Origin of the sequence: Streptomyces sp. 3214.6, from assembly GCF_900129855.1 — a bacterium.
GTDB lineage: Bacteria > Actinomycetota > Actinomycetes > Streptomycetales > Streptomycetaceae > Streptomyces > Streptomyces soliscabiei.
In genome coordinates this window covers 3,341,279-3,360,952 of the sequence record NZ_LT670819.1, presented here as the reverse complement: position 1 = coordinate 3,360,952, position 19,674 = coordinate 3,341,279, and the positions used below count along the sequence as shown (strand labels likewise).

16 protein-coding genes, 1 pseudogene and 1 riboswitch are annotated in these 19,674 nt (G+C 71.2%); of the genes and pseudogenes, 9 read left to right on the top strand and 8 right to left on the bottom strand.

Features of this window, described 5'->3' with window-relative positions; genetic code table 11:
- Nucleotides 1-8: 8 nt before the first annotated feature.
- The 4 genes from B5557_RS14965 to B5557_RS14950 form a co-directional block, all read right to left on the bottom strand.
- Nucleotides 9-332: a DMT family transporter gene (locus tag B5557_RS14965; RefSeq protein ID WP_079659776.1), complete on the bottom strand. Its 324-nt coding sequence runs from the start codon at nucleotides 330-332 to the stop codon at nucleotides 9-11.
- Between the two features lie 86 nt (nucleotides 333-418).
- Nucleotides 419-1,429, bottom strand: coding sequence for a ribosome small subunit-dependent GTPase A (gene rsgA / locus B5557_RS14960; protein ID WP_079659774.1), 1,011 nt, complete (start codon nucleotides 1,427-1,429; stop codon nucleotides 419-421).
- 11 nt (nucleotides 1,430-1,440) lie between these two features.
- Nucleotides 1,441-2,790 carry a 3-phosphoshikimate 1-carboxyvinyltransferase gene (aroA, locus tag B5557_RS14955; protein WP_079659773.1) on the bottom strand — a complete coding sequence of 450 codons (1,350 nt, stop codon included), beginning with the start codon at nucleotides 2,788-2,790 and terminating at the stop codon, nucleotides 1,441-1,443.
- 48 nt (nucleotides 2,791-2,838) lie between these two features.
- A complete protein-coding gene (locus tag B5557_RS14950; RefSeq protein WP_079659771.1) occupies nucleotides 2,839-3,561 on the bottom strand; it encodes a M50 family metallopeptidase in 723 nt (240 codons plus the stop codon).
- Nucleotides 3,562-3,665: 104 nt separating this feature from the next.
- Here B5557_RS14950 and B5557_RS14945 point away from each other — a divergent pair, with 104 nt between their 5' ends.
- The 8 genes from B5557_RS14945 (at nucleotide 3,666) to def (ending at nucleotide 10,897) form a co-directional block, all read left to right on the top strand.
- Nucleotides 3,666-4,481 (top strand): SOS response-associated peptidase, encoded by an 816-nt coding sequence (locus B5557_RS14945; RefSeq protein ID WP_079659770.1) that lies wholly within the window; start codon nucleotides 3,666-3,668, stop codon nucleotides 4,479-4,481.
- A gap of 1 nt (nucleotide 4,482) precedes the next feature.
- Nucleotides 4,483-5,112: an alpha/beta hydrolase family protein gene (locus tag B5557_RS14940; protein ID WP_079659768.1), complete on the top strand. Its 630-nt coding sequence runs from the start codon at nucleotides 4,483-4,485 to the stop codon at nucleotides 5,110-5,112.
- A 257-nt stretch (nucleotides 5,113-5,369) separates the two neighbouring features.
- Complete coding sequence (gene sigR / locus B5557_RS14935) at nucleotides 5,370-6,065, top strand: RNA polymerase sigma factor SigR (protein WP_197697302.1); 696 nt, start codon at nucleotides 5,370-5,372, stop codon at nucleotides 6,063-6,065.
- Nucleotides 6,062-6,364 carry a mycothiol system anti-sigma-R factor gene (gene rsrA / locus B5557_RS14930; RefSeq protein ID WP_079659765.1) on the top strand — a complete coding sequence of 101 codons (303 nt, stop codon included), beginning with the start codon at nucleotides 6,062-6,064 and terminating at the stop codon, nucleotides 6,362-6,364. The genes sigR and rsrA overlap by 4 nt, the downstream gene beginning before the upstream one ends.
- A gap of 121 nt (nucleotides 6,365-6,485) precedes the next feature.
- Nucleotides 6,486-7,799 carry an HD-GYP domain-containing protein gene (locus B5557_RS14925; protein ID WP_079659764.1) on the top strand — a complete coding sequence of 438 codons (1,314 nt, stop codon included), beginning with the start codon at nucleotides 6,486-6,488 and terminating at the stop codon, nucleotides 7,797-7,799.
- Complete coding sequence (locus B5557_RS14920) at nucleotides 7,796-9,034, top strand: HD-GYP domain-containing protein (RefSeq protein ID WP_107472591.1); 1,239 nt, start codon at nucleotides 7,796-7,798, stop codon at nucleotides 9,032-9,034. Before B5557_RS14925 ends, B5557_RS14920 begins: the two co-directional genes overlap by 4 nt.
- Before the next feature lie 105 nt (nucleotides 9,035-9,139).
- The gene (locus tag B5557_RS14915; protein ID WP_079659762.1) at nucleotides 9,140-10,120 is read left to right on the top strand and encodes a tetratricopeptide repeat protein; all 981 of its coding nucleotides are present in this window, start codon (nucleotides 9,140-9,142) and stop codon (nucleotides 10,118-10,120) included.
- A gap of 126 nt (nucleotides 10,121-10,246) precedes the next feature.
- Nucleotides 10,247-10,897, top strand: a complete 651-nt coding sequence (gene def, locus B5557_RS14910; protein ID WP_079659761.1) for a peptide deformylase — start codon at nucleotides 10,247-10,249, stop codon at nucleotides 10,895-10,897.
- Here the strand turns inward: def and B5557_RS14905 are convergent.
- The 4 genes and pseudogenes from B5557_RS14905 to B5557_RS45110 all read right to left on the bottom strand — a co-directional run.
- Nucleotides 10,873-11,847, bottom strand: a complete 975-nt coding sequence (locus B5557_RS14905) for a GlxA family transcriptional regulator (protein ID WP_079659759.1) — start codon at nucleotides 11,845-11,847, stop codon at nucleotides 10,873-10,875. The two genes, def and B5557_RS14905, sit on opposite strands and share 25 nt — an antisense overlap.
- A gap of 226 nt (nucleotides 11,848-12,073) precedes the next feature.
- Entirely contained in the window at nucleotides 12,074-13,087 is a 1,014-nt protein-coding gene (locus B5557_RS14895) for a ribonucleotide-diphosphate reductase subunit beta (protein ID WP_079659757.1), read from the bottom strand.
- Nucleotides 13,087-15,462 carry a ribonucleoside-diphosphate reductase subunit alpha gene (locus tag B5557_RS14890; protein WP_079659756.1) on the bottom strand — a complete coding sequence of 792 codons (2,376 nt, stop codon included), beginning with the start codon at nucleotides 15,460-15,462 and terminating at the stop codon, nucleotides 13,087-13,089. Before B5557_RS14890 ends, B5557_RS14895 begins: the two co-directional genes overlap by 1 nt.
- Nucleotides 15,463-15,586: 124 nt before the next feature.
- Nucleotides 15,587-15,711: riboswitch (cobalamin riboswitch) on the bottom strand.
- A gap of 52 nt (nucleotides 15,712-15,763) precedes the next feature.
- Nucleotides 15,764-15,853: pseudogene (locus tag B5557_RS45110) on the bottom strand (GNAT family N-acetyltransferase); the annotation flags it as partial.
- A 179-nt stretch (nucleotides 15,854-16,032) separates the two neighbouring features.
- Here B5557_RS45110 and B5557_RS14885 point away from each other — a divergent pair.
- A complete protein-coding gene (locus tag B5557_RS14885; RefSeq protein ID WP_079659754.1) occupies nucleotides 16,033-19,659 on the top strand; it encodes a hypothetical protein in 3,627 nt (1,208 codons plus the stop codon).
- Nucleotides 19,660-19,674: the final 15 nt, after the last annotated feature.

Here is a 19,674-nt window from a genome sequence, read left to right as displayed (position 1 = left end):
CTGGTGTCCTAGTGAGCGGAGCCCGACAGCTGTAGGCCGATCACCCCCATGATCACCAGGCTGATCGAGACGATCTTCAGGACCGACACCAGGTCGCCGAGGAACACCATGCCGTAGATCGCGGTGCCCGCCGCGCCGATGCCCGTCCACACAGCGTAGGCCGGCCCCACGTCGAGTTTCTTCAGGGAGAGCGTCAGCAGGCCGAAGCTGCCCAGGGCGAACGCGCAGAAAGCGATGGTCGGCCAGAGCCTGGTGAAGCCGTGGGACAGCTTGAGACAGACGGCGAAACCGGTCTCGAGCAATCCGGCCACGACGACCAGCAGCCACGCCATGTGCTGTCCCTCCGTTGGTCCGGCCCGGTCCGGCTCGGTGCGAGTATGCACTTACCGGACTCGGGCCCACGCAAACAACGCGGTGGTCAGTCGCCTTCCGTGCGCTCACGCGTGGAGAGCAGCCGGCGCAGGGAGTACAGCCGCGCCGGGTCGGCGTGGCCCTCGGCCACCCATGCGTCCAGCGCGCAGTCCGGCTCGTCGTGACTGCACGCGCGCGGGCAGCCCTCGGTGCCCGGCTCCAGATCGGGGAAGGCGTGGATCACCCGGGACGGGTCGACGTGGTGCAGGCCGAAGGACCGGATGCCCGGGGTGTCGATCACCCAGTCGTCCGTGCCCGCCAGGGGCAGCGCCAGTGCCGAGGTCGTGGTGTGGCGGCCGCGGCCGGTCACCGCGTTCACATGGCCGGTCACCCGCCGCCGCTCCTGCGGCACCAGCGCGTTCACCAGGGTCGTCTTGCCGACGCCGGAATGACCGACGAACGCCGTGATCCGCCCGGCCAGCTGCTCGCGCACCCGCTCCGCCGCGTCGCCGCTCTCCAGCTCCTCACGGCTGGTGACGACGTACGGGATGTCGAGGTGGCCGTACAGCTCCAGCAGTTTGTCCGGCGACGCCAGGTCCGACTTCGTCATCACCAGCAGCGGGGTCAGACCGCCGTCGAAGGCCGCCACCAGGCAGCGGTCGATCAGACGGGGGCGCGGCTCCGGGTCGGCCAGGGCGGTGACGACGGCGAGCTGGTCGGCGTTGGCGACGACGACCCGCTCGTAGGGGTCGTCGTCATCCGCGGTGCGGCGGAGCACCGAGGTGCGCTCCGCGATGCGGACGATGCGGGCGAGGGTGTCCTTCTTGCCGGAGAGATCGCCGACCAGGGAGACCCGGTCGCCCACGACCGCGGCCTTGCGGCCCAGTTCACGGGCCTTCATCGCCAGGACGACACGGTCCTCGACGAGGCAGGTCAGCCGGCCCCGGTCGACGGTGAGGACCATGCCCTCGACGGAGTCCTCGTGCTTGGGCCGGATGTGCGTACGAGGCCGGTTGCCCTTGCGGTTGGGGCGGCTGCGGATGTCGTCCTCGTCGGTGTGCTTGCCGTAGCGGCGCATGGCGAAGGTCCCTATACCCCGGACGCCCCGAGCATGCCGGTCCACAGGTCGGGGAAGTCCGGCAGGGTCTTCGCCGTCGTCGCCACGTTCTCGATCCGCACCCCCTCCACGGCCAGGCCGATGATCGCACCGGCCGTCGCCATGCGGTGGTCGTCGTAGGTGTGGAAGACCCCACCGTGCAGCGGGCGCGGGCGGATGTGCAGGCCGTCGGCGGTCTCGGTGACGTCACCGCCGAGCTCGTTGATCTCCTTGGTGAGCGCGGCCAGCCGGTCCGTCTCGTGCAGGCGCAGATGGGACACGCCCCGCAGGGTGGACGGGGAGTCCGCGAGGGCGGCGACCGCCGCGATGCCCGGCGTCAGCTCTCCGACGTCGCTCAGGTCGACGTCGATGCCGTGGATCGAGCCCGAGCCGGTGAAGACCAGGCCGTAGTCGGCCAGTTCGCAGGAACCGCCCATCTCGGTGAAGATCTCGCGCAGCCGGTCACCCGGCTGGGTGGTGCGGGCCGGCCAGTCCGGGATCAGCACCCGGCCGCCGGTGACCAGCGCCGCTGCCAGGAACGGCTGGGCGTTGGACAGGTCCGGCTCGATCGTCAGGTCCCGGCCGAGGAGGGCGCCCGGCGTGACCCGCCAGACGTTCGGCTCGCCGCCCGACTCGGGGGTGTCCACCTGGGCGCCGACTGCGCGCAGCATGTCCACGGTCATCCGGATGTGCGGCATGGAGGGCAGCGAGGAGCCGATGTGACGGACCTCGACGCCCTGGTTGAAGCGGGGGGCGGACAGCAGCAGCGCCGACACGAACTGGGACGACGAGGAGGCGTCGATCTCCACCGGGCCGCCGTCCAGCGCGCCCGAGCCGTGCACGGTCAGCGGCAGCGCGCCACGGTCGTCGTCGTCGATCCGGGCGCCGAGGACGCGCAGCGCGTCGATGACGCCGTTCAGCGGGCGCTCGTAGGAGCGCGGGTCGCCGTCGAAGCGGACGGGGCCGTCGGCGAGGGCGGCCACCGGCGGCAGGAAACGCATCACCGTGCCGGCGTTGCCGACGTCCACCGTGGCCGGTCCGCGCAGCCCCGCGGGGAGGACGCGCCAGGCCTCACCGGTGCCCTCGGGGCTGCCCGCGCCGGAGGAACTGGACGACACGGTCTCCTCGATGCCGACGCCCATCTCGCGCAGGGCGGCCGCCATCAACAGGGTGTCGCGGGAGCGCAGGGGGCGGCGCAGCCAGCCGGGCTCGGAGGCGAGGGCGGCGAGGACGAGGGCGCGGTTGGTGACGGACTTCGACCCCGGCACGTGGACCGTCGCGTCGACGGCCTCGCTCGCGTGCGGGGCGGGCCAGAGGGCGGTGTGTGCGGGGTTCACGGGCATGCGCCCACTTTAGTCTCCGGCCGACATCCGAGTGCGGCGCCGTTGACGTCACAGGGCCAGCAGCCACCTGCCGCCGCCCATCAGGGCGCACAGACTCACCGCGTGGAAGAGGAACAGCCACAGGCCCGCCGGCACATGGGTCAGCCGGGACAGCTGGTCGGCGTCCGAGTCGCCCGCTCCGCCGCGCGAGCGCTTCGCCTGGAGTTCGAAGGCCGGGCGGACGCCGCCGAGCAGCAGGAACCACACCACCGCGTACGCGAAGGCCGCCTGCACCTGGGGGCCGGCCAGCCAGGAGACCAGCAGGAAGGTGCCGCCGGTGAGGAGCACCGTCAGGGCGCCGTACGCGTTGCGGATCATCACCAGCATCACCACCAGGAGGGCCGTCGCCACCCACAGCAGGAGGGTGATGCGGCCGGCGCCGAGGAGGGCGGCGCCGCCCAGGCCGAGCAGCGGCGGGGCGGTGTAGCCGGCGGCCGCCGTGAGGATCATGCCGAGGCCGTGCGGCTTGCCGCGGCTGACGGTCAGGCCGCTGGTGTCGGAGTGCAGACGTATCCCGGTGAGCCGGCGGCCGGTCAGCAGCGCGACCAGACCGTGGCCGCCCTCGTGGGCGATGGTGATGGCGTTGCGCGAGATGCGCCAGAGGCTGTGCGGGACGACGACCGCGAGGGCCGCGACCGCGGTGGCTATCACCACCCACAGGTCGGGGTCGGACTGGGTGCCGACGAGACGGTCCCACAGGTCGGGCAGCGCGAGGGCGGCGAGGCTGTCCATGTTCGGTGGTGGCTCCCTCTCGGCGAGATCAGTAGGCGCGGCGCGTAGCGCCGTCGTTGGGGGGTGGTGGCCGGGTGACGGGCGGGCCTGGCAGTGTGGCACGTATGTGCGGACGGTATGCAGCGAGTCGCAGGCCCGAGGATCTCGCAGGAGTCTTTGGAATCGACAAGTGGGAGCCCGAGGAGACCTTGGAGCCCGACTACAACGTGGCGCCGACCAAGGAGGTCTACGCCGTCCTCGACCGTCCCTTGAAGGACGCCGACGACCAGCGTCCGGTTCGCCAGCTGCGCAAGCTGAAGTGGGGGCTGGTGCCCTCCTGGGCGAAGACGCCCGAGGGTGGCGCCCGGATGATCAACGCGCGTGCGGAGACCGTCCACGAGAAGCCCTCCTACCGCCGTGCCTTCGCCGCCCGGCGCTGCATCGTGCCCGCCGACGGCTACTACGAGTGGGTCACGGCCAAGGACGAGCGGGAGCTCGAGGTCGAGGGGAAGAAGAAGCGGCCGCGCAAGCAGCCCTACTTCGTGTCCCCGGCCGACGGCTCGGTCTTCGCGATGGCCGGGCTGTACGAGTTCTGGCGCGACCGCACCCTGCCCGACGACCATCCGCGGTCCTGGTGGGTGACCTGCTCGGTGATCACGACCGAGGCGGAGACCTCCCCGCTCGCCGTGGCCCCCGCCGACGGGCCGCACGCCCTCGCCGACATCCACCCCCGGATGCCGCTGATGCTCACCCCGGACCGCTGGGACGCCTGGCTGGACCCGGCGCGCACCGACGTCGAGGACCTGCGCCCGCTCCTCGAACCCCCGCCGGCCGGCCTGATGCGCGCCTACCCGGTGTCCACGGCCGTCAGCAACGTCCGCAACAACGGCCCGGAGCTGCTGAAGGAGCTGGAGGGGCCGGAAGAGGGCACACTCTTCTAGCGTGACCACTGAGATCATCGGCACGGACGCGGGAGACGCCCGCATCACCTGGCGCCCCGCCGAGAAGCCGAAACTCGTCCTCGCCGTCAGCCACGGCGCGGGCGGCGGCATCGAGGCCCGCGACCTTCAGGCCCTCGCCGCGGTGCTGCCGGGGCACGGCGTGAGCGTCGCCCTCGTGGAGCAGCCCTGGCGGGTGGCCGGCAAGAAGGTCGCCACCGCGCCGAAGACCCTCGACGTCGGCTGGCGCGGGATCTGGCCGGCCGTCGCCCGGCCCGGCCTGCCGGTGATCTCCGGCGGGCGCTCGGCGGGCGCGCGGGTCGCCTGCCGGACCGCGACCGAGCTCGGGGCGCACGCCGTGCTCGCGCTCGGCTTCCCGCTCCACCCGCCGGGCAGGCCGGAGAAGTCCCGCGCCGACGAACTGCTCGGCGCCGGGGCGCCCACCCTCGTCGTCCAGGGCGGCAACGACGCCTTCGGTAAGCCGGGGGAGTTCCCCGAGGGCGCGTACGAGCTCGTGGAGGTGCCGTACGGCGATCACGGGTTCGCCGTGCCCAAGCGGGCCTCGATCACCCAGGAGCAGGCGCTGGAGGTCGTCACGGCCTCGGTCGTCGAGTGGATCACGTCACTGGGTTAGGGCCGGGGAATGGGGAAGGGCGGCTCGATGTTGAGGCGGACAGAAGTGCTGAACATCCGGCACCGACGTCAGTGGGAGAGGAAGTCCGCCGCATGGGTTCGACCATCTGCCCGACCGCCAGCAGCCGTGCCGACCTGGACTGGACGGTCCTGCACGCGGCCAAGACCGCTCCTATTCGAGCGGCGGCGGGCACGGGTAGTCGTCTATCCTCCGATTCGAGTGGGATCGCTTTCGGTCCTGCCCGCGATCTTGAGGAGGTGGGTCCGGTCACCGGTACCGACGCAGGGACCGACAACGGCCAGGCGGAGCTGCCCGAGGGCCAGGGCGTGAGTGGTGAGACGGGCAGGGAGTCCACCGCCGAGCGCAGTGCGCGCTTCGAGCGGGACGCGCTCGAGTTCCTCGACCAGATGTATTCGGCCGCCCTGCGCATGACGCGCAACCCGGCGGACGCCGAGGACCTGGTGCAGGAGACGTACGCGAAGGCGTACGCGTCCTTCCACCAGTTCCGTGAGGGCACCAACCTCAAGGCCTGGCTGTACCGGATCCTCACCAACACCTTCATCAACTCGTACCGCAAGAAGCAGCGCGAACCCCAGCGCTCCGCGGCCGAGGAGATCGAGGACTGGCAGCTGGCGCGCGCCGAGTCGCACATGTCCACAGGTCTGCGCTCCGCCGAGTCGCAGGCGCTCGACCACCTGCCCGACTCGGACGTGAAGGAAGCACTGCAGGCGATCCCCGAGGAGTTCCGCATCGCCGTCTATCTCGCCGATGTCGAGGGCTTTGCGTACAAGGAGATCGCGGACATCATGGGGACACCCATCGGCACGGTGATGTCCCGGCTGCACCGGGGCCGTCGTCAACTGCGCGGCATGCTCGAGGACTACGCCCGTGAGCGCGGACTGGTCCCGGCCGGTGCCGGAGAGTCGAACGAAGCGAAAGGTTCGGGCTCATGAGCTGCGGAGATCCGCACGAGACGGACTGCAGTGAGGTCCTCGACCACCTGTACGAGTATCTCGACAGCGAGATGCCTCCTCTCGACCGGGACAAGTTCCAGCATCACTTCGAGGAGTGCTCCCCCTGCCTGGAGAAGTACGGGCTGGAGGAGGCCGTGAAGAAGCTGGTCAAGCGGTGCTGCGGGCATGACGACGTGCCGAGCGACCTGCGCGCCAAGGTCATGGGCCGGCTCGACCTGATCCGCTCCGGTCAGGCCGTCCCCGACCATGACGTGACCGCCACGCCACAGGAGTCCTGACCCCAGGACCCGTGATCGCGTCGGCGTCACCCGAATGTGCTAATCCGCGGGTGATGCACCCGCACCCGCCCCCGGCCGTCCTAGGCTCCTGAGCCCGGACAGGCACGGCTGGGGAGGCGTCATGGAGGGCATTCCGGCTCGGGCGCGCGGTTACGTCGCCTGCGCCGCCCTCGGCGCCCTGCTCTGCACGGTGGTGCCGCTGCACTCCGTACGGACCCCCTGGTGGGCCGTCGCCCTGCTCGCCGCCCTGTACGCCGGGGGCGATCAGTTCGCCCGGCGCCGGTTCGCCGGCGCCCTGCACCCCGTGCTGCTCGCCGCGGCCTTCCTGCTCGCGCCGCCCGCGGCCGCCCTCGTCCCGCTGCCCGGGGCGCTGTTCTCGCATGTCGAGCAGCGACCCTTTCTGCTGCGCCGCCTCTGGCGGGCCGCCCAGTCCTCGCTCGCCGTGTGGGCCGCGGCCCAGGTGCACGGGGCGCTCGGCGGGCGGGACGCCGTGGTCGGCTCCGACTTTCCCTGCGTACTGCTGCCGGCGGGCGCGGCCGTGCTGGTGTTCTGCGCCGCGCTCGCCCTCCTCGACGGCGGGATGCTCGCGCTCGCCGAGGGCCTGCCGCTGCGGCGGTGCTGCCGGGAGCTGTTCCTGCGCTCCCTGGCACCCCTCACGGTGCACGGGCTCGCCGGACTGATGATGGCCGTGCTGTGGCGCAGCCCGTTCGGGCCCGTCGCCGCGCTGCTCGTGTTGTTCCCGATGGCCGTGTCGTGGTGGGTGTTCGCGCAGTACCACCGGGAGCGCGCGGCCCACCAGGCGACGATCCGCGCGCTGGTGCAGGCCGTCGACATCAAGGACGGCTACACCCGCGGGCACAGCGAGCGCGTCGGACAGGCCTCGATGATGATCGGGCGCGAACTGGGCATGGCCGAGCGCCGGATCGAGATGCTCCGCTTCGCCGGGATCCTGCACGACGTCGGCAAACTCGGCGTCCCCACCCGGCTGTTGCGCAAGGACGGGCCGCTGACGCCCCAGGAGCGGCGGGTGATCGAACTGCACCCCGAGTACGGGCACGAGATCACCCGGGGCATCTCCTTCCTCGGCGAGGCCCGCTCGGCGATCCTCCACCACCACGAACGCATCGACGGCAGCGGCTACCCGTACGGCCTGGTGGGCGCTCAGATCCCGGAGTCCGCGCGCGTGGTCGCCGTCGCGGACGCCTTCGACGCGATGACGTCGACCCGGTCGTACAGCAGGGCCCGGCCGGTGGAGGTGGCGCTGGAGGAGCTGCGGCGGTGCGCGGGCACCCAGTTCGACCCCCGGATGGTCACGGCGCTGACCCGGGTCGTCGGGCGCGACGGCTGGAATCCGGCCGTGACCGCCGAGGAGACCCGGCCCGTGGTGCCCGCGCCGGTCCAGGCCCCCGACGACCGGTCCGAGGCACGCCGATGACCTTCTGCCGCTCCCTCGTCGCCCTCTACACCGTCGCCGCCCTCCTCGTCGCCGGCTCCCTCCTCGTCACGTTCACGACATGCGTCGAGGAACGCGTCGTCGCACTCGCCTTCGGGATCCTCGTCGCCACGGGCGAGCTGATCCGGTGGAGCGGGCCCGGGCTGCGCGAGGCCGCGCCGCTGGGCGCCGCCGGATCGCTGGCCTACGCGCTGGTCGGGGAGCACGCCGGGCATCCCACCCACCACGGGGTCACGCAGGTCGTGTCGGTGGTGGTCGCCGCCTCCCTGCTGGGCAGCGTGCCGCACCTGGCCCGCGGGCAGGGGTTCGTCCTCGACCACCTGGTCCGCCGGGTCCTGGCCGTCGGGTTCGCCGCCGTCTGCTTCCAGCCCCTCTACAACCGCGGGGCCTTCGACGGCTGGAGCGGCCCCGCCTACGCGCTGCTGCTGCTCGCGCTGCTCGTCCTGACCGTCCTGTGCGACGCCGTGGTCGCCGCGGTGCTCGCCCACTCCCGCACCGGCTGGCCGTTCGCCCCGATGCTGCGCGACGAGCTGCGCGCCGTGCCCGGGATCGGGTCGGCGGTGTGTGCGACGGGCGCGGTGATGGCGCTCGCGGTGGCCGTCGTCGGACTGTGGGCGCTGCCCGTGTTCTCCGTGCCGCTGCTGCTCACCCAGCTGTCCCTGCGCCGGTACGCGGCCGTCCGGGCCACCTACCGGCAGACCATCGCCTCCCTGGCCCGCGCCACCGAGATCGCCGGGTACACCCCGGCCGGGCACGCCCACCGGGTCGCCGCCCTCAGCCAGGCCGTGGGCCGGGACCTCGGGCTGCCGGAGGCGGAGCGGACCGTCCTGGAGTATGCGGCGCTCATGCACGACATCGGCCAGCTCAGCCTCGTCGACCCGGTCCCCGCCGGGGCCACGGCGGACCTGCCGACGGCGGAGCAGCGGCGGATCGCGCTGCTCGGCGGTGCCGTCGTCCGGCAGACGGGAGCGGGCGCCGAGGTCGCGACGGTCGTCGAGCGGCAGGCCGACCCCTACCCGGAGCAACCGGTGGCCGCCCGCATAGTCAGGGTGGTCAACGCGTACGAGGAGAAGGTGCAGGGTACCGGTCCCGGCGGGCCCCTCACCGCCCTGGAGGAGCTGCGTCTGGGTACCGGTGGGGAGTACGCGCCCGACGTGGTGGAGGCGCTGGCCAGAGTGCTGTCGAGGAGCTGTCTGACCTTGCCTGAGGGTGGGTAACCCATGGGTAATGAGCGGCCCTGCGGCCACACGTGGTTGGATGCGAGGGAGAGAGTGTCCGGGGGCACTGGCCAGCCCACAGAACGGAACTGGCAGGCGGGAATCGTGAGGATCTTCGGCAAGGGACGGCACCGGCCCTCCGCCTCCTGGCGGCAGGCCACAGACCGCGCGTTCACGCTGATCGGCGACGGGCGGTACGAGGACGCGGGCGCGCTGCTGACACGTGCCGCCGACCTGGAACCCTGGCTGTCCGAGTCCTGGTTCAACCTCGCCCTGCTGCACAAGTTCCGGCACGACTGGGAGCAGGCCCGCACCGCCGGTCTGCGCGCCGTCGCGCTGCTCGACCGCGAGGCCGGGGCGCCCGACTGGTGGAACGTCGGCATCGCCGCGACCGCCCTGCAGGACTGGCCGCTGGCCCGCCGCGCCTGGCAGGCCTACGGGCTGCACGTGCCGGGCGCCGCCACCGGCGCGGGCGAACCCGTCGGCATGGAGCTGGGCAGCGCGGCCGTGCGGCTGTCGCCCGAGGGCGAGGCCGAGGTGGTGTGGGGGCGGCGGCTGGACCCCGCCCGCATGGAGGTGCTGTCGATCCCGCTGCCCTCCTCCGGGCGGCGCTGGGGCGAGGTCGTGCTGCACGACGGCGTGCCCCACGGGGAGCGGACCACGTCCGCCGGGCACTCCTATCCGGTCTTCGACGAGATCGAGCTGTGGGCGCCGTCGCCCGTGCCGACCTGGGTGGTCCTCCTGGAGGCGGCCAGCGAGGCCGACCGGGACGCGCTGGAGCAGCTGGCCGCCGACGCGGGGTTCGCGGCGGAGGACTGGTCGTCGTCGGTGCGGTTGCTGTGCCGGATGTGCTCGGAGTCGCGGATGCCGTCGGACGAGGGGGACGGCGAGCATCTGGATCCGCACGATCACAGTGAGCCGGGGCACCCTGGCCCGCTCGGTCACCGGACCGACGGGCAGCTGTGGATGCCTGAGCGGGAGTGCGGGGTGGCTGCGCCGGCTTCGCTGGTGAGGGGGTTGTTGGACGGGTGGGTTGCGGACAGCCCTGATTCCCGGGACTGGCGGGATCTGGAAGAGGTTTGCTAGGACCGGTTTTCGGCTGTGGGTCCGTCGTGGCTGGTCGCGCAGTTCCCCGCGCCCCTTAGGGGGCCGCGATCCCCCGTACCCTGTATCCGCAAGTTCACCCATGGTTTTAGGAAGGCATCGTCGGTCATGGCGCAGCAGGACACCGATCAGCAGCACGCGGGCGTGCTCCCCGTGGACGACGAGGGTTTCGTCATCGACACCGAGGAGACGGAGGCGCGCGAGCTGGCCTGGCGTGAGGCCGGTACCTCGCGGCCGATCACCGTCGTCGGGAACCCGGTGCTGCACAAGGAGTGCAAGGACGTCACCGAGTTCGGTGAGGAGCTGCGTCGGCTGGTCGCGGACATGTTCGCCTCGCAGCACACCGCCGAGGGTGTGGGCCTGGCCGCCAACCAGATCGGCGTCGACCTGAAGGTCTTCGTCTACGACTGCCCCGACGACGAGGGCGCCCGGCACACCGGCGTCGTCTGCAACCCCAAGCTCGTCGAACTCCCCGCGGACCGGCGCCGGCTGGACGACAGCAACGAGGGCTGCCTGTCGGTGCCGACCGCGTACGCGCCGCTCGCCCGACCCGACTACGCCGAGGTGACCGGGCAGGACGAGCAGGGCAACCCGATCAAGGTGCGCGGCACCGGTTACTTCGCCCGGTGTCTGCAGCACGAGACCGACCACCTGTACGGGTACCTCTACATCGACCGGCTGTCCAAGCGCGAACGCAAGGACGCCCTGCGGCAGATGGCCGAGAACGAGCCCCGCTACCCCGTGGTAGCCAACGACTGAGGGCCGCGGAACGTGCGCCGGTAGGCGTTGGGGGTCGTCCCCAGCGCCTGCACGAACTGGTGGCGCAGGGCGCCCGCCGTGCCGAAGCCGGCCCGCCAGGCGATCGCGTCCATCGTCTCGTCCGTCGCCTCCAGCAACTGCTGGGCCAGCAGTACCCGTTGACGCAGCAGCCAGCGGTAGGGCGTGGTGCCCGTCTCCTGCTGGAAACGGCGGGCGAAGGTGCGCGGGGACATATGGGCGCGTTCGGCGAGCTGCTCGACGGTGACCTCCTGGTCGAGGTGCTGCTCCATCCACGCGAGCACGTCGCCGACGGTGTCGCACCGTGAGCGGGGCAGCGGCCGTTCGATGTACTGGGCCTGGCCGCCGTCCCGGTGCGGCGGCACCACCATCCGCCGGGCGATGCGGTTGGCGACCTCGGGGCCCTGTTCCTTGCGGACCAGGTGCAGACAGGCGTCGATGCCGGCGGCCGTGCCGGCCGAGGTGATCACCGGGTCCTCGTCGACGTAGAGCACGTCGGGTTCGACGACGGTGCGCGGGTACTGCCGGGCCAGTTGCTCGGCGTGCCGCCAGTGCACCGCGCACCGGCGCCCGTCCAGCAGTCCGGCCGCGCCCAGCACGAACACCCCGGAGCAGACGCTGAGCACGCGCGTCCCCCGGTCCACGGCCCGGCGCAGCGCGTCGAGCAGCTCCGGCGGGAAGTCCCGCCTGCCGTACGTCTCCCCGGCGGGGACGGCGATCAGGTCGGCGCTCTCCAGCCGTTCGAGCCCGTGCTCCGTACTGAGGGTGAAGCCCGCGTGGGTGCTCAGCGTCGGCCCCTCCGCCGAGGCGACGGCGAAGTCGTAGACCGGCAGCCCCTCGTCACTGCGGTCGATCCCGAAGACCTCGCAGACGACGCCGAGTTCGAAGGGGTGCACACCGTCCAGGAGGATCGCGGCCACGTTCGTCAGCATGCTGCCAGTGTGCCGTAGGAGTGGCAGTAATTTGAAGGTGTACGGCAGTCCTGCCACTGTCAGGAGTGTTCGGCGAGGACGACGATTACCTCATGAACGAACTCACCGGATACCTGACCGTCCTGGCCGTCTTCCTCCTCCTCACGGCTCCGGCGCTCGTGGGACTGCTCCACGAGCGCCGGATCGACCAGCGGCTGAAGGCCGCGAAGACCCCTCGGCCGCAGCCTCAGAAGTCCTCGTCCAGGTCGACGGTGCCCTCCACCGCGACCTGGTACGCCGACGGGCGGCGCTCGAAGAAGTTGGTCAGCTCCTGAACACCCTGCAGCTCCATGAAGGAGAAGGGGTTCTCGGAGCCGTAGACCGGGGCGAAGCCGAGCCGCTGCAGACGCTGGTCGGCGACGCACTCCAGGTACTGCCGCATCGAGTCGGTGTTCATGCCCGGCAGACCGTCACCGCACAGGTCGCGCGCGAACTGCAGCTCGGCCTCGACGGCCTCCCGGAGCATGTCGGTGACCTGCTCCTGGAGCCTGTCGTCGAAGAGCTCCGGCTCCTCCTTGCGGACCGTGTCGACCACGTCGAAGGCGAAGCTCATGTGCATCGTCTCGTCGCGGAACACCCAGTTGGTGCCGGTGGCCAGGCCGTGCAGCAGACCCCGGCTGCGGAACCAGTACACATACGCGAAGGCGCCGTAGAAGAAGAGGCCCTCGATGCATGCGGCGAAGCAGATCAGGTTGAGGAGGAAGCGGCGGCGGTCGGCCTGGGTCTCCAGGCGGTCCAGCTTCTCGACCTCGTTGATCCACTTGAAGCAGAACTCGGCCTTCTCGCGGATGGAGGGGATGTTCTCCACCGCGTCGAAGGCGGCCGCGCGGTCCTCCGGGTCGGGGAGGTAGGTGTCCAGGAGCGTCAGATAGAACTGGACGTGCACGGCCTCCTCGAACAGCTGCCGCGACAGATACAGCCGCGCCTCGGGGGAGTTGATGTGCTTGTACAGCGTCAGCACCAGGTTGTTCGCCACGATCGAGTCGCCCGTCGCGAAGAACGCGACCAGCCGGCCGATCATGTGCTGCTCGCCCTCGGACAGCTTCGCGAGGTCCGCAACGTCCGAGTGGAGGTCGACCTCCTCCACGGTCCAGGTGTTCTTGATGGCGTCCCGGTATCGCTCGTAGAAGTCCGGGTAGCGCATCGGGCGCAGAGTCAGCTCGAAGCCCGGGTCGAGCAGGTTCGTGTTACGGCTGGTCATTATTGGCAGGCCTCGCAGGACTCGGGGTTTTCCAGGGAGCAGGCGACGGCGTCTTCGGGCGCCGGCTGCTGAACGGGGACGGTGGCCCGGGCGGCGCGGGCGATGCGGGTCGCCGGGCGCGAGCGCAGGTAGTACGTGGTCTTCAGGCCCGACTTCCATGCGTACGCGTACATCGAGGAGAGCTTGCCGATGGTCGGCGTCTCCAGGAACAGGTTCAGGGACTGTGCCTGGTCCAGGTACGGGGTGCGGGCGGCGGCCATGTCGATCAGGCCGCGCTGCGGGATCTCCCACGCCGTGCGGTACAGGGCGCGCACGTCCGCCGGGATCCAGGCGAAGTCCTGCACCGAGCCGTTGGCGTCGCGCAGCGCCTCACGGGTGCGGGCGTCCCAGACGCCGAGCTCCTTGAGGTCGTTCACCAGATACGAGTTGACCTGGAGGAACTCGCCGGACAGCGTCTCGCGCTTGAACAGGTTGGACACCTGCGGCTCGATGCACTCGTACACCCCCGCGATGGAGGCGATGGTGGCGGTGGGCGCGATCGCCAGCAGCAGCGAGTTGCGCATGCCGGTCGCCGCGATCCGCTCGCGCAGCGCCGCCCAGCGCTCCGGCCAGGTGAACTCGACGCCGTAGTGGTCGGGGTGCAGCACACCCCGGGCGGTCCGGGTCTTCTCCCAGGCGGGCAGCGGGCCGCTGCGCTCGGCGAGATCGGCGGACGCCTCGTACGCGGCGAGCATGATGCGCTCGGCGATCCGGGTGGACAGCGCCTTCGCCTCGGCCGAGTCGAAGGGCAGCCGCAGCTTGAAGAAGACGTCCTGCAGACCCATCGCGCCGAGGCCGACCGGCCGCCAGCGGGCGTTGGAGCGGCCCGCCTGCTCGGTCGGGTAGAAGTTGATGTCGACGACCCGGTCGAGGAAGGTGACGGCCGTGCGGACGGTCTCGTCCAGCCGCTCCCAGTCGATGTCCCCGGCCGTGGCGTCGACGAACGCGCCGAGGTTCACCGAGCCCAGGTTGCACACGGCCGTCTCGCCGTCGTCCGTGACCTCCAGGATCTCCGTGCACAGGTTGGAGGAGTGCACGACATGACCCGGCTCGGCCGTCTGGTTGGCGGTGCGGTTGGCGGCGTCCTTGAAGGTCATCCAGCCGTTGCCGGTCTGCGCGAGGGTACGCATCATGCGGCCGTACAGGTCACGGGCCGGGATGGTCTTCTTCGCGAGACCGTCCGCCTCCGCCTTGCGGTAGGCGGCGTCGAACTCCTCGCCCCACAGGTCGACCAGCTCGGGCACGTCGGAGGGGGAGAACAGCGACCACGGCTCGTCGGCGTTGACCCGGCGCATGAACTCGTCCGGGATCCAGTGCGCGAGGTTCAGGTTGTGCGTACGGCGGGCGTCCTCGCCGGTGTTGTCCCGCAGTTCGAGGAACTCCTCGATGTCGGAGTGCCAGGTCTCCAGGTAGACGGCGGCCGCGCCCTTGCGCCGGCCGCCCTGGTTCACGGCGGCGACGGAGGCGTCCAGGGTCTTCAGGAACGGGACGATGCCGTTGGAGTGCCCGTTGGTCCCGCGGATCAGCGAACCGCGGCTGCGGATGCGGGAGTACGACAGTCCGATGCCGCCGGCGTGCTTCGACAGCCGGGCCACCTGGTGATAGCGGTCGTAGATGGAGTCCAGCTCGTCGATCGGGGAGTCGAGGAGGTAGCAGGACGACATCTGGGGGTGCCGCGTACCGGAGTTGAAGAGGGTGGGGGAGGACGGCAGATAGTCGAGCCGGCTCATCAGCCGGTAGAGCGCGGCGACCTCGTCCAGGGAGCGGACGCCCGCTTCTGAATGGGGCACAGTGTCCTCGGCAAGGCCGGAGGCGACGCGCAGCAGGAAATGCTGGGGTGTCTCGACGACCTTGCGGGTGATCGGGTGCCGGAGCAGGTAGCGGCTGTGCAGGGTGCGCAGGCCGAAGTAGCCGAAACGGTCGTCGGCGTCGGCGTCGACCAGCGCGTCGAGGCGGGCCGCGTGGACGCGCACGAACTCGGCGGTACGGTCCGCGATCAGGCCCTCGCGGTGGCCGACGGCGACCGACGTGGTGAACGACGTGACGCCCTGCGAGGCGGCCTCCGCGGCGATGCCGACGGTCAGCAGCCGGGCGGCCAGCTTCGAGTAGGCGGGGTCCTCGGAGATCAGGCCGGCGGCCGCCTCCGTGGCCAGCTCGCGCAGCTCCGCCTCGTCGGCCCGGGCGGACCGGCCGCGCAGGGCCGCGGCGGCGACCCGGCCGGGGTCGGCGTCGGGCAGGTCGGCGGTCAGCTCGGTCAGGGTACGCAGCAACGCGGTACCGGGACCGTCGGTCTCCAGCTCGGTGACTGAAGCCGGTTCGGCTGGCGCGATGGTCACGTGAGGCTCTCCCTCGCTCGGCGGTGGGCCTGGCGGAGGGCAGGGGGCAGCACACGAGCGCACGGGGCGTCGCGTCCACCGGCCCACTCCACGAGGCCCGGACGTCAGGGCACCCGGACCTGATGGGCCGGGCACGCTGTCGGCAGGTCCTCGGACTGACGCTCGTACGCGTATACGCACAAGTACACCGTTGCGGGACAGTTCCGGATTCGCACCGGATTCCCCTGCGGCGACAGCGAGCACGAGCATACATCTTGTGCTCGCCTGTCACGCCACCCCCAGATGTTGTGTCGGGGTGGTTTCAGAGCGTCAACTTACAGGTGAGGAGAGTGAAGTCGCTCAGCTCCGGGACGGGGTTCCAGTCCCGCTCGGGTGTACGGACGGGGCCGAGATGTCATGAGGTTGCCCGGGCCCGGGACGAAGGTGACTCCGCCGCCACGCCCGGGGCTCGTGACTTTCGCGACGCGGCGGCCGAGTTGCGGGGCGTGGCGGGAGTGATTCCATGGAGGTAGGCGTCGTCACCCTCGCAGGTCCTCCGTCCTGAGAATCCCTCTCGGAGGAGAACACACCATGACCAGGGTCGTCCGTCACACGCCCGGTAAGCAACGGCCGCGCAACGCGCCGATGGCGACGCTCGATCTGAGACGCGGCTGTCACCGCGTCAGGGGCGTCCTCCTCGCCCGCTGGCACCGTCTGGCGATGCGCCTGGAGGCCCGCCGCGGCGTCACCCGCCCCAAGAAATGGCGCCGATGGGTCTCCTACGCGAACCTGACCAGGCTCGTCTGGCTGATCGCCGTGCTGGCCATCGTCGCCTGGTGCGCGGAGGGCCTTTACATCGTGGCCTCCGGGCAGTCGACCGGCTTCGAGGACATGCGCCACAGGGGCGGACTCGACGCCGTCATGGGCCTCGTCGGCCCGGTCCTCACCGCCTCCGTCGCCGCCACGCTCTTCCTGTTCTGGTGGTACCGCTGGACCAAACGCCGCTACCTCGCCAAGGCGCGCAAGGATCCCCGCAAGTTGGTGCTCACCGCCGGGCACGACATCGCCGAGATCGTGGGCCGCGAGGAGATCGCCGAGGTTATCGCCCAACGACTCCGCGAACGCGCCACACGCAGGCCCTATCTGCTCGTCGGCGGCGTGGGCGCGGGGAAGACCGCCGTCCTGGTGCGGCTCAGCGAACTGCTGGCGGGGCAGAACGCGGTGCCCGTGCCGATCCGGCTGAGAGACGCGTCCGGCGGGGCAGACCTGAACTTCGAACGCCTGGCCAAGCAGCGCTTCGCCGAGGAGGCGCCGCACGGAGTCCTGGCCCGAGGCAAGAACGACCGGGTCTGGCAGCAACTCCTCGCCGACGACAAGCCGGTCGTCCTGGCCGACGGCCTGGAGGAGGCCCTCCTCGACGAGAACCTTCAGCAGAACCGGGACAGCATCATCCACAAGGCCATCGAGCGCGCCAACGACGAGAAACTGCCCCTGGTCATCGCCTCCCGGCCGCACACTCCGCTGGAGAGCACCGCCGCCGCGATCGTGGAACTGGAACCGCTGAGCGAGGAGGCGGCGCTGCGTTTCGTCCAGGCGCGGGTACCCGATTCGGACGAGCGCCGCGTGGACTGGATCGTGGAGACGGCCGAGGTGACCGAATCGCCCGTCTACCTCCAGATCGCCCGCGAACTGCACTGCCACGGCGCCCTGGACGACCCCAAGCGGCTCAACACCCGCAGCCGGGACCGCAGCACGCTACGGCTGTGGCTGCTGCAACGGTGGAACGAGACCCTCTGCGAGGGGCGGCTGCGCGAGGACGTCGCCCTGAACGAACAGGAGCGCCGCGACACCGTCGAGGTGGTCTCCGCCCTGGCGTGCATCGGGCTGCTCCAGGACAAACTGGAGGTCGGATTCGCCGAACTCCTCGACGAGGACGGCCAACCCGGTCACACCCGACGCGCGCTGCCCCGGGCGCAGCGCCTGTGGAACGGCGCACGGCGCGGGAACCGGTACGGCAAGCGCGCCGGCACCTTCTCCGAGTGGCATCGGGAAAAGATCTGGGACTCGCTCTGCGGGAGCCTCAGCCCCGAGGCGAGCAGGCGCCTGAGCGAGGGCAGCACCGACCAGGCCCAGGCCGTGCTCGCCCACTTCGCGGGCAACGCGAACAAGCTCAACCTGGTGGAGGGGCTCGAGAAGAGGGTCCGTTTCCCGCACAGCATCATCCAGGCCTACTTCGGCTTCCGGGTGCTGCACCACCTGGGGGAACGGGACACGGAACAGCTTGTCGAGCAGGCGCTGCGGCACCCCAGCCGCGAGCTGCTCATCGCCTTGGTGCTGCTGTCCCGTCAGCGGACGGTGGACCTCTCGGACCGGGGCGGCGGGGTCCGGGCCGGGCGGCGCAAGGAGATCGGCGGCCCGGCGCGGCGGCCACGCGGGGGAGGGCGCATCAGGGCCCAACGGCGCCATCCCCTGGCCTGGCGGCTCTGCTCGGCCGCACAGCACCGTACGGACGATCCGAAGGCCCTCGATCTCTTCGCGGCGGCCCTGGAAGTCGAGAGCGCGGAGGGGGACCCGGCCCTGCTGGGTGACATCGTCGCCGCCGTATGCGACCACTGGCCCCGCTTCAAGGGGGACCGGCGCACCCTGGAGGACGCGAAGCTGCGGCTGCTCAAACAGATCGGCGCGGCGCTTCGGGCGATGCCCGAGGAGAGCGACACGACGCAGATGTACTGGCAGTTCTACCTGATGGGCATCAAGGAGCCCGTCTACTCGATACGCCTGGCCGCCGCCCAGGAATTCGGTTCCGGAGGCAATGCGGCGTTCGCGGTGATCCGCGAACGGGTCGGCCTGCACGTCGACCCCGTCAAGAAGTACAACGCCGAGGTCAGGAAGTTCAAGGCCGCGCGCAGACGGGAGTACGAGGAGTGGGCCAAGAAGATGGAGCGGGCGAGCACGGGCCGTCCGTCCGCCCGGGCCGCGTCACCCGACGTCGGCTTCGGCGCGCCGCAGAGGGACGAACGCAAGGAGATCGACGAGCGGTACCTGGAGCGACGGGTCGGCCTCTTCCGGGAGTACGTGATGCGGGCCTGGATCCTCCCCATGCTCGTGGGCTCGGTCGACGCCGCCCACCGCGACGAGGCCGAGGAACGCCTCGCCAAGTGGCTGCGCCACCTCGACCCGAAGATCACCGGCGGCACTCCCGATCTGCCGCTGGTGCTGGAGGCCGCACTGGCCCAGGGCTTCAAGTACGCCGCCAACCGGCGCGCACGTCACCCGCACACGGACCCGGGCAGTCGCGCCGCCCTGATACGGCAGGCGGAGACCGTACTGCGGCAGTCCAGGTGCTGGTACGCGCAGATCGGCCTGCTCCAGGCGCTGTGCCTGTGGGAGCTCCCGGACACGACGGGCCTGGGCCGCCGTAACAGTGGCGACACCCTGGCGGAGCGGTACGACGACCGCGACGGGGAGCGGGAGCCGTCCCGGGCGATCGTCGGGACGACCGCCGTACAGACCGTGCAGCGATGGCTGGCGATGGCCGGGACCGCGAACACGGGGCCCGGCCCGTCCGGTACGAACGGCGATGCGCCCAGGTGCCGGCTGCACCCGTTCGTCGCCGAGACGGGCGATCTGGTGGCCCTCGCCCTGGAGACCGGACAACCCGAGCGCTTTCTCTGGATCGACGAGATGGGCGTCGCCGACAACATCGGCTCCCGCGGCCGCAACTCCGGCGGCTACCGCAAACACAGCCTGTGGATCGCGCCGTCCGTCGGGTGGAGCACCCTGGACGGGCGCGCGCAACGCCTCGTCGCCGACATGCTGGTCATGCTGAACCTCATCGAACGGGACGGGCACCCGGACGAGGTCGAGGACCGTCTCGCCCGTGCGGGGCAGGCCGGTATGCCGCTGCCGCCCTGTATCCGTACCGACCGCACACCGCTGCAGCCGGGCATGCAGGCCAGTACCTCGCTCCCGCCCGTACCGGGCTCCACATGTCTGCCCGACTGCAAGTTCCAGCTCTGCCCCTACCCTCCCCGGGGCTCGGTGCCCCGGGGAGAGATCCGCGAGCCGTTCTGCCGCCAGCAGCAGGCCCTGCTCCCCGGCCGGGTCCGCCGCTGCTTCCCCCGGATCCTGAGCAGGAAGACCCCGCACTGGGTCGGCATGCGCGTCCGGGAACTGGACCGCTTCTGGGACGTGATGGCCGGCCGGACCCGCGACTAGGGGCGTGTCTACCCG

Excerpts from the sequence above, each read along its gene's own strand:
- B5557_RS14965 (WP_079659776.1), bottom strand. The coding sequence starts at position 332 with ATGGCGTGGCTGCTGGTCGTCGTGGCCGGATTGCTCGAGACCGGTTTC.
- rsgA (WP_079659774.1), bottom strand. The coding sequence starts at position 1,429 with ATGCGCCGCTACGGCAAGCACACCGACGAGGACGACATCCGCAGCCGC.
- aroA (WP_079659773.1), bottom strand. The coding sequence starts at position 2,790 with ATGCCCGTGAACCCCGCACACACCGCCCTCTGGCCCGCCCCGCACGCG.
- B5557_RS14950 (WP_079659771.1), bottom strand. The coding sequence starts at position 3,561 with ATGGACAGCCTCGCCGCCCTCGCGCTGCCCGACCTGTGGGACCGTCTC.
- B5557_RS14945 (WP_079659770.1), top strand. The coding sequence starts at position 3,666 with ATGTGCGGACGGTATGCAGCGAGTCGCAGGCCCGAGGATCTCGCAGGA.
- rsrA (WP_079659765.1), top strand. The coding sequence starts at position 6,062 with ATGAGCTGCGGAGATCCGCACGAGACGGACTGCAGTGAGGTCCTCGAC.
- B5557_RS14925 (WP_079659764.1), top strand. The coding sequence starts at position 6,486 with ATGGAGGGCATTCCGGCTCGGGCGCGCGGTTACGTCGCCTGCGCCGCC.
- B5557_RS14920 (WP_107472591.1), top strand. The coding sequence starts at position 7,796 with ATGACCTTCTGCCGCTCCCTCGTCGCCCTCTACACCGTCGCCGCCCTC.
- def (WP_079659761.1), top strand. The coding sequence starts at position 10,247 with ATGGCGCAGCAGGACACCGATCAGCAGCACGCGGGCGTGCTCCCCGTG.
- B5557_RS14905 (WP_079659759.1), bottom strand. The coding sequence starts at position 11,847 with ATGCTGACGAACGTGGCCGCGATCCTCCTGGACGGTGTGCACCCCTTC.
- B5557_RS14895 (WP_079659757.1), bottom strand. The coding sequence starts at position 13,087 with ATGACCAGCCGTAACACGAACCTGCTCGACCCGGGCTTCGAGCTGACT.
- B5557_RS14885 (WP_079659754.1), top strand. The coding sequence starts at position 16,033 with ATGACCAGGGTCGTCCGTCACACGCCCGGTAAGCAACGGCCGCGCAAC.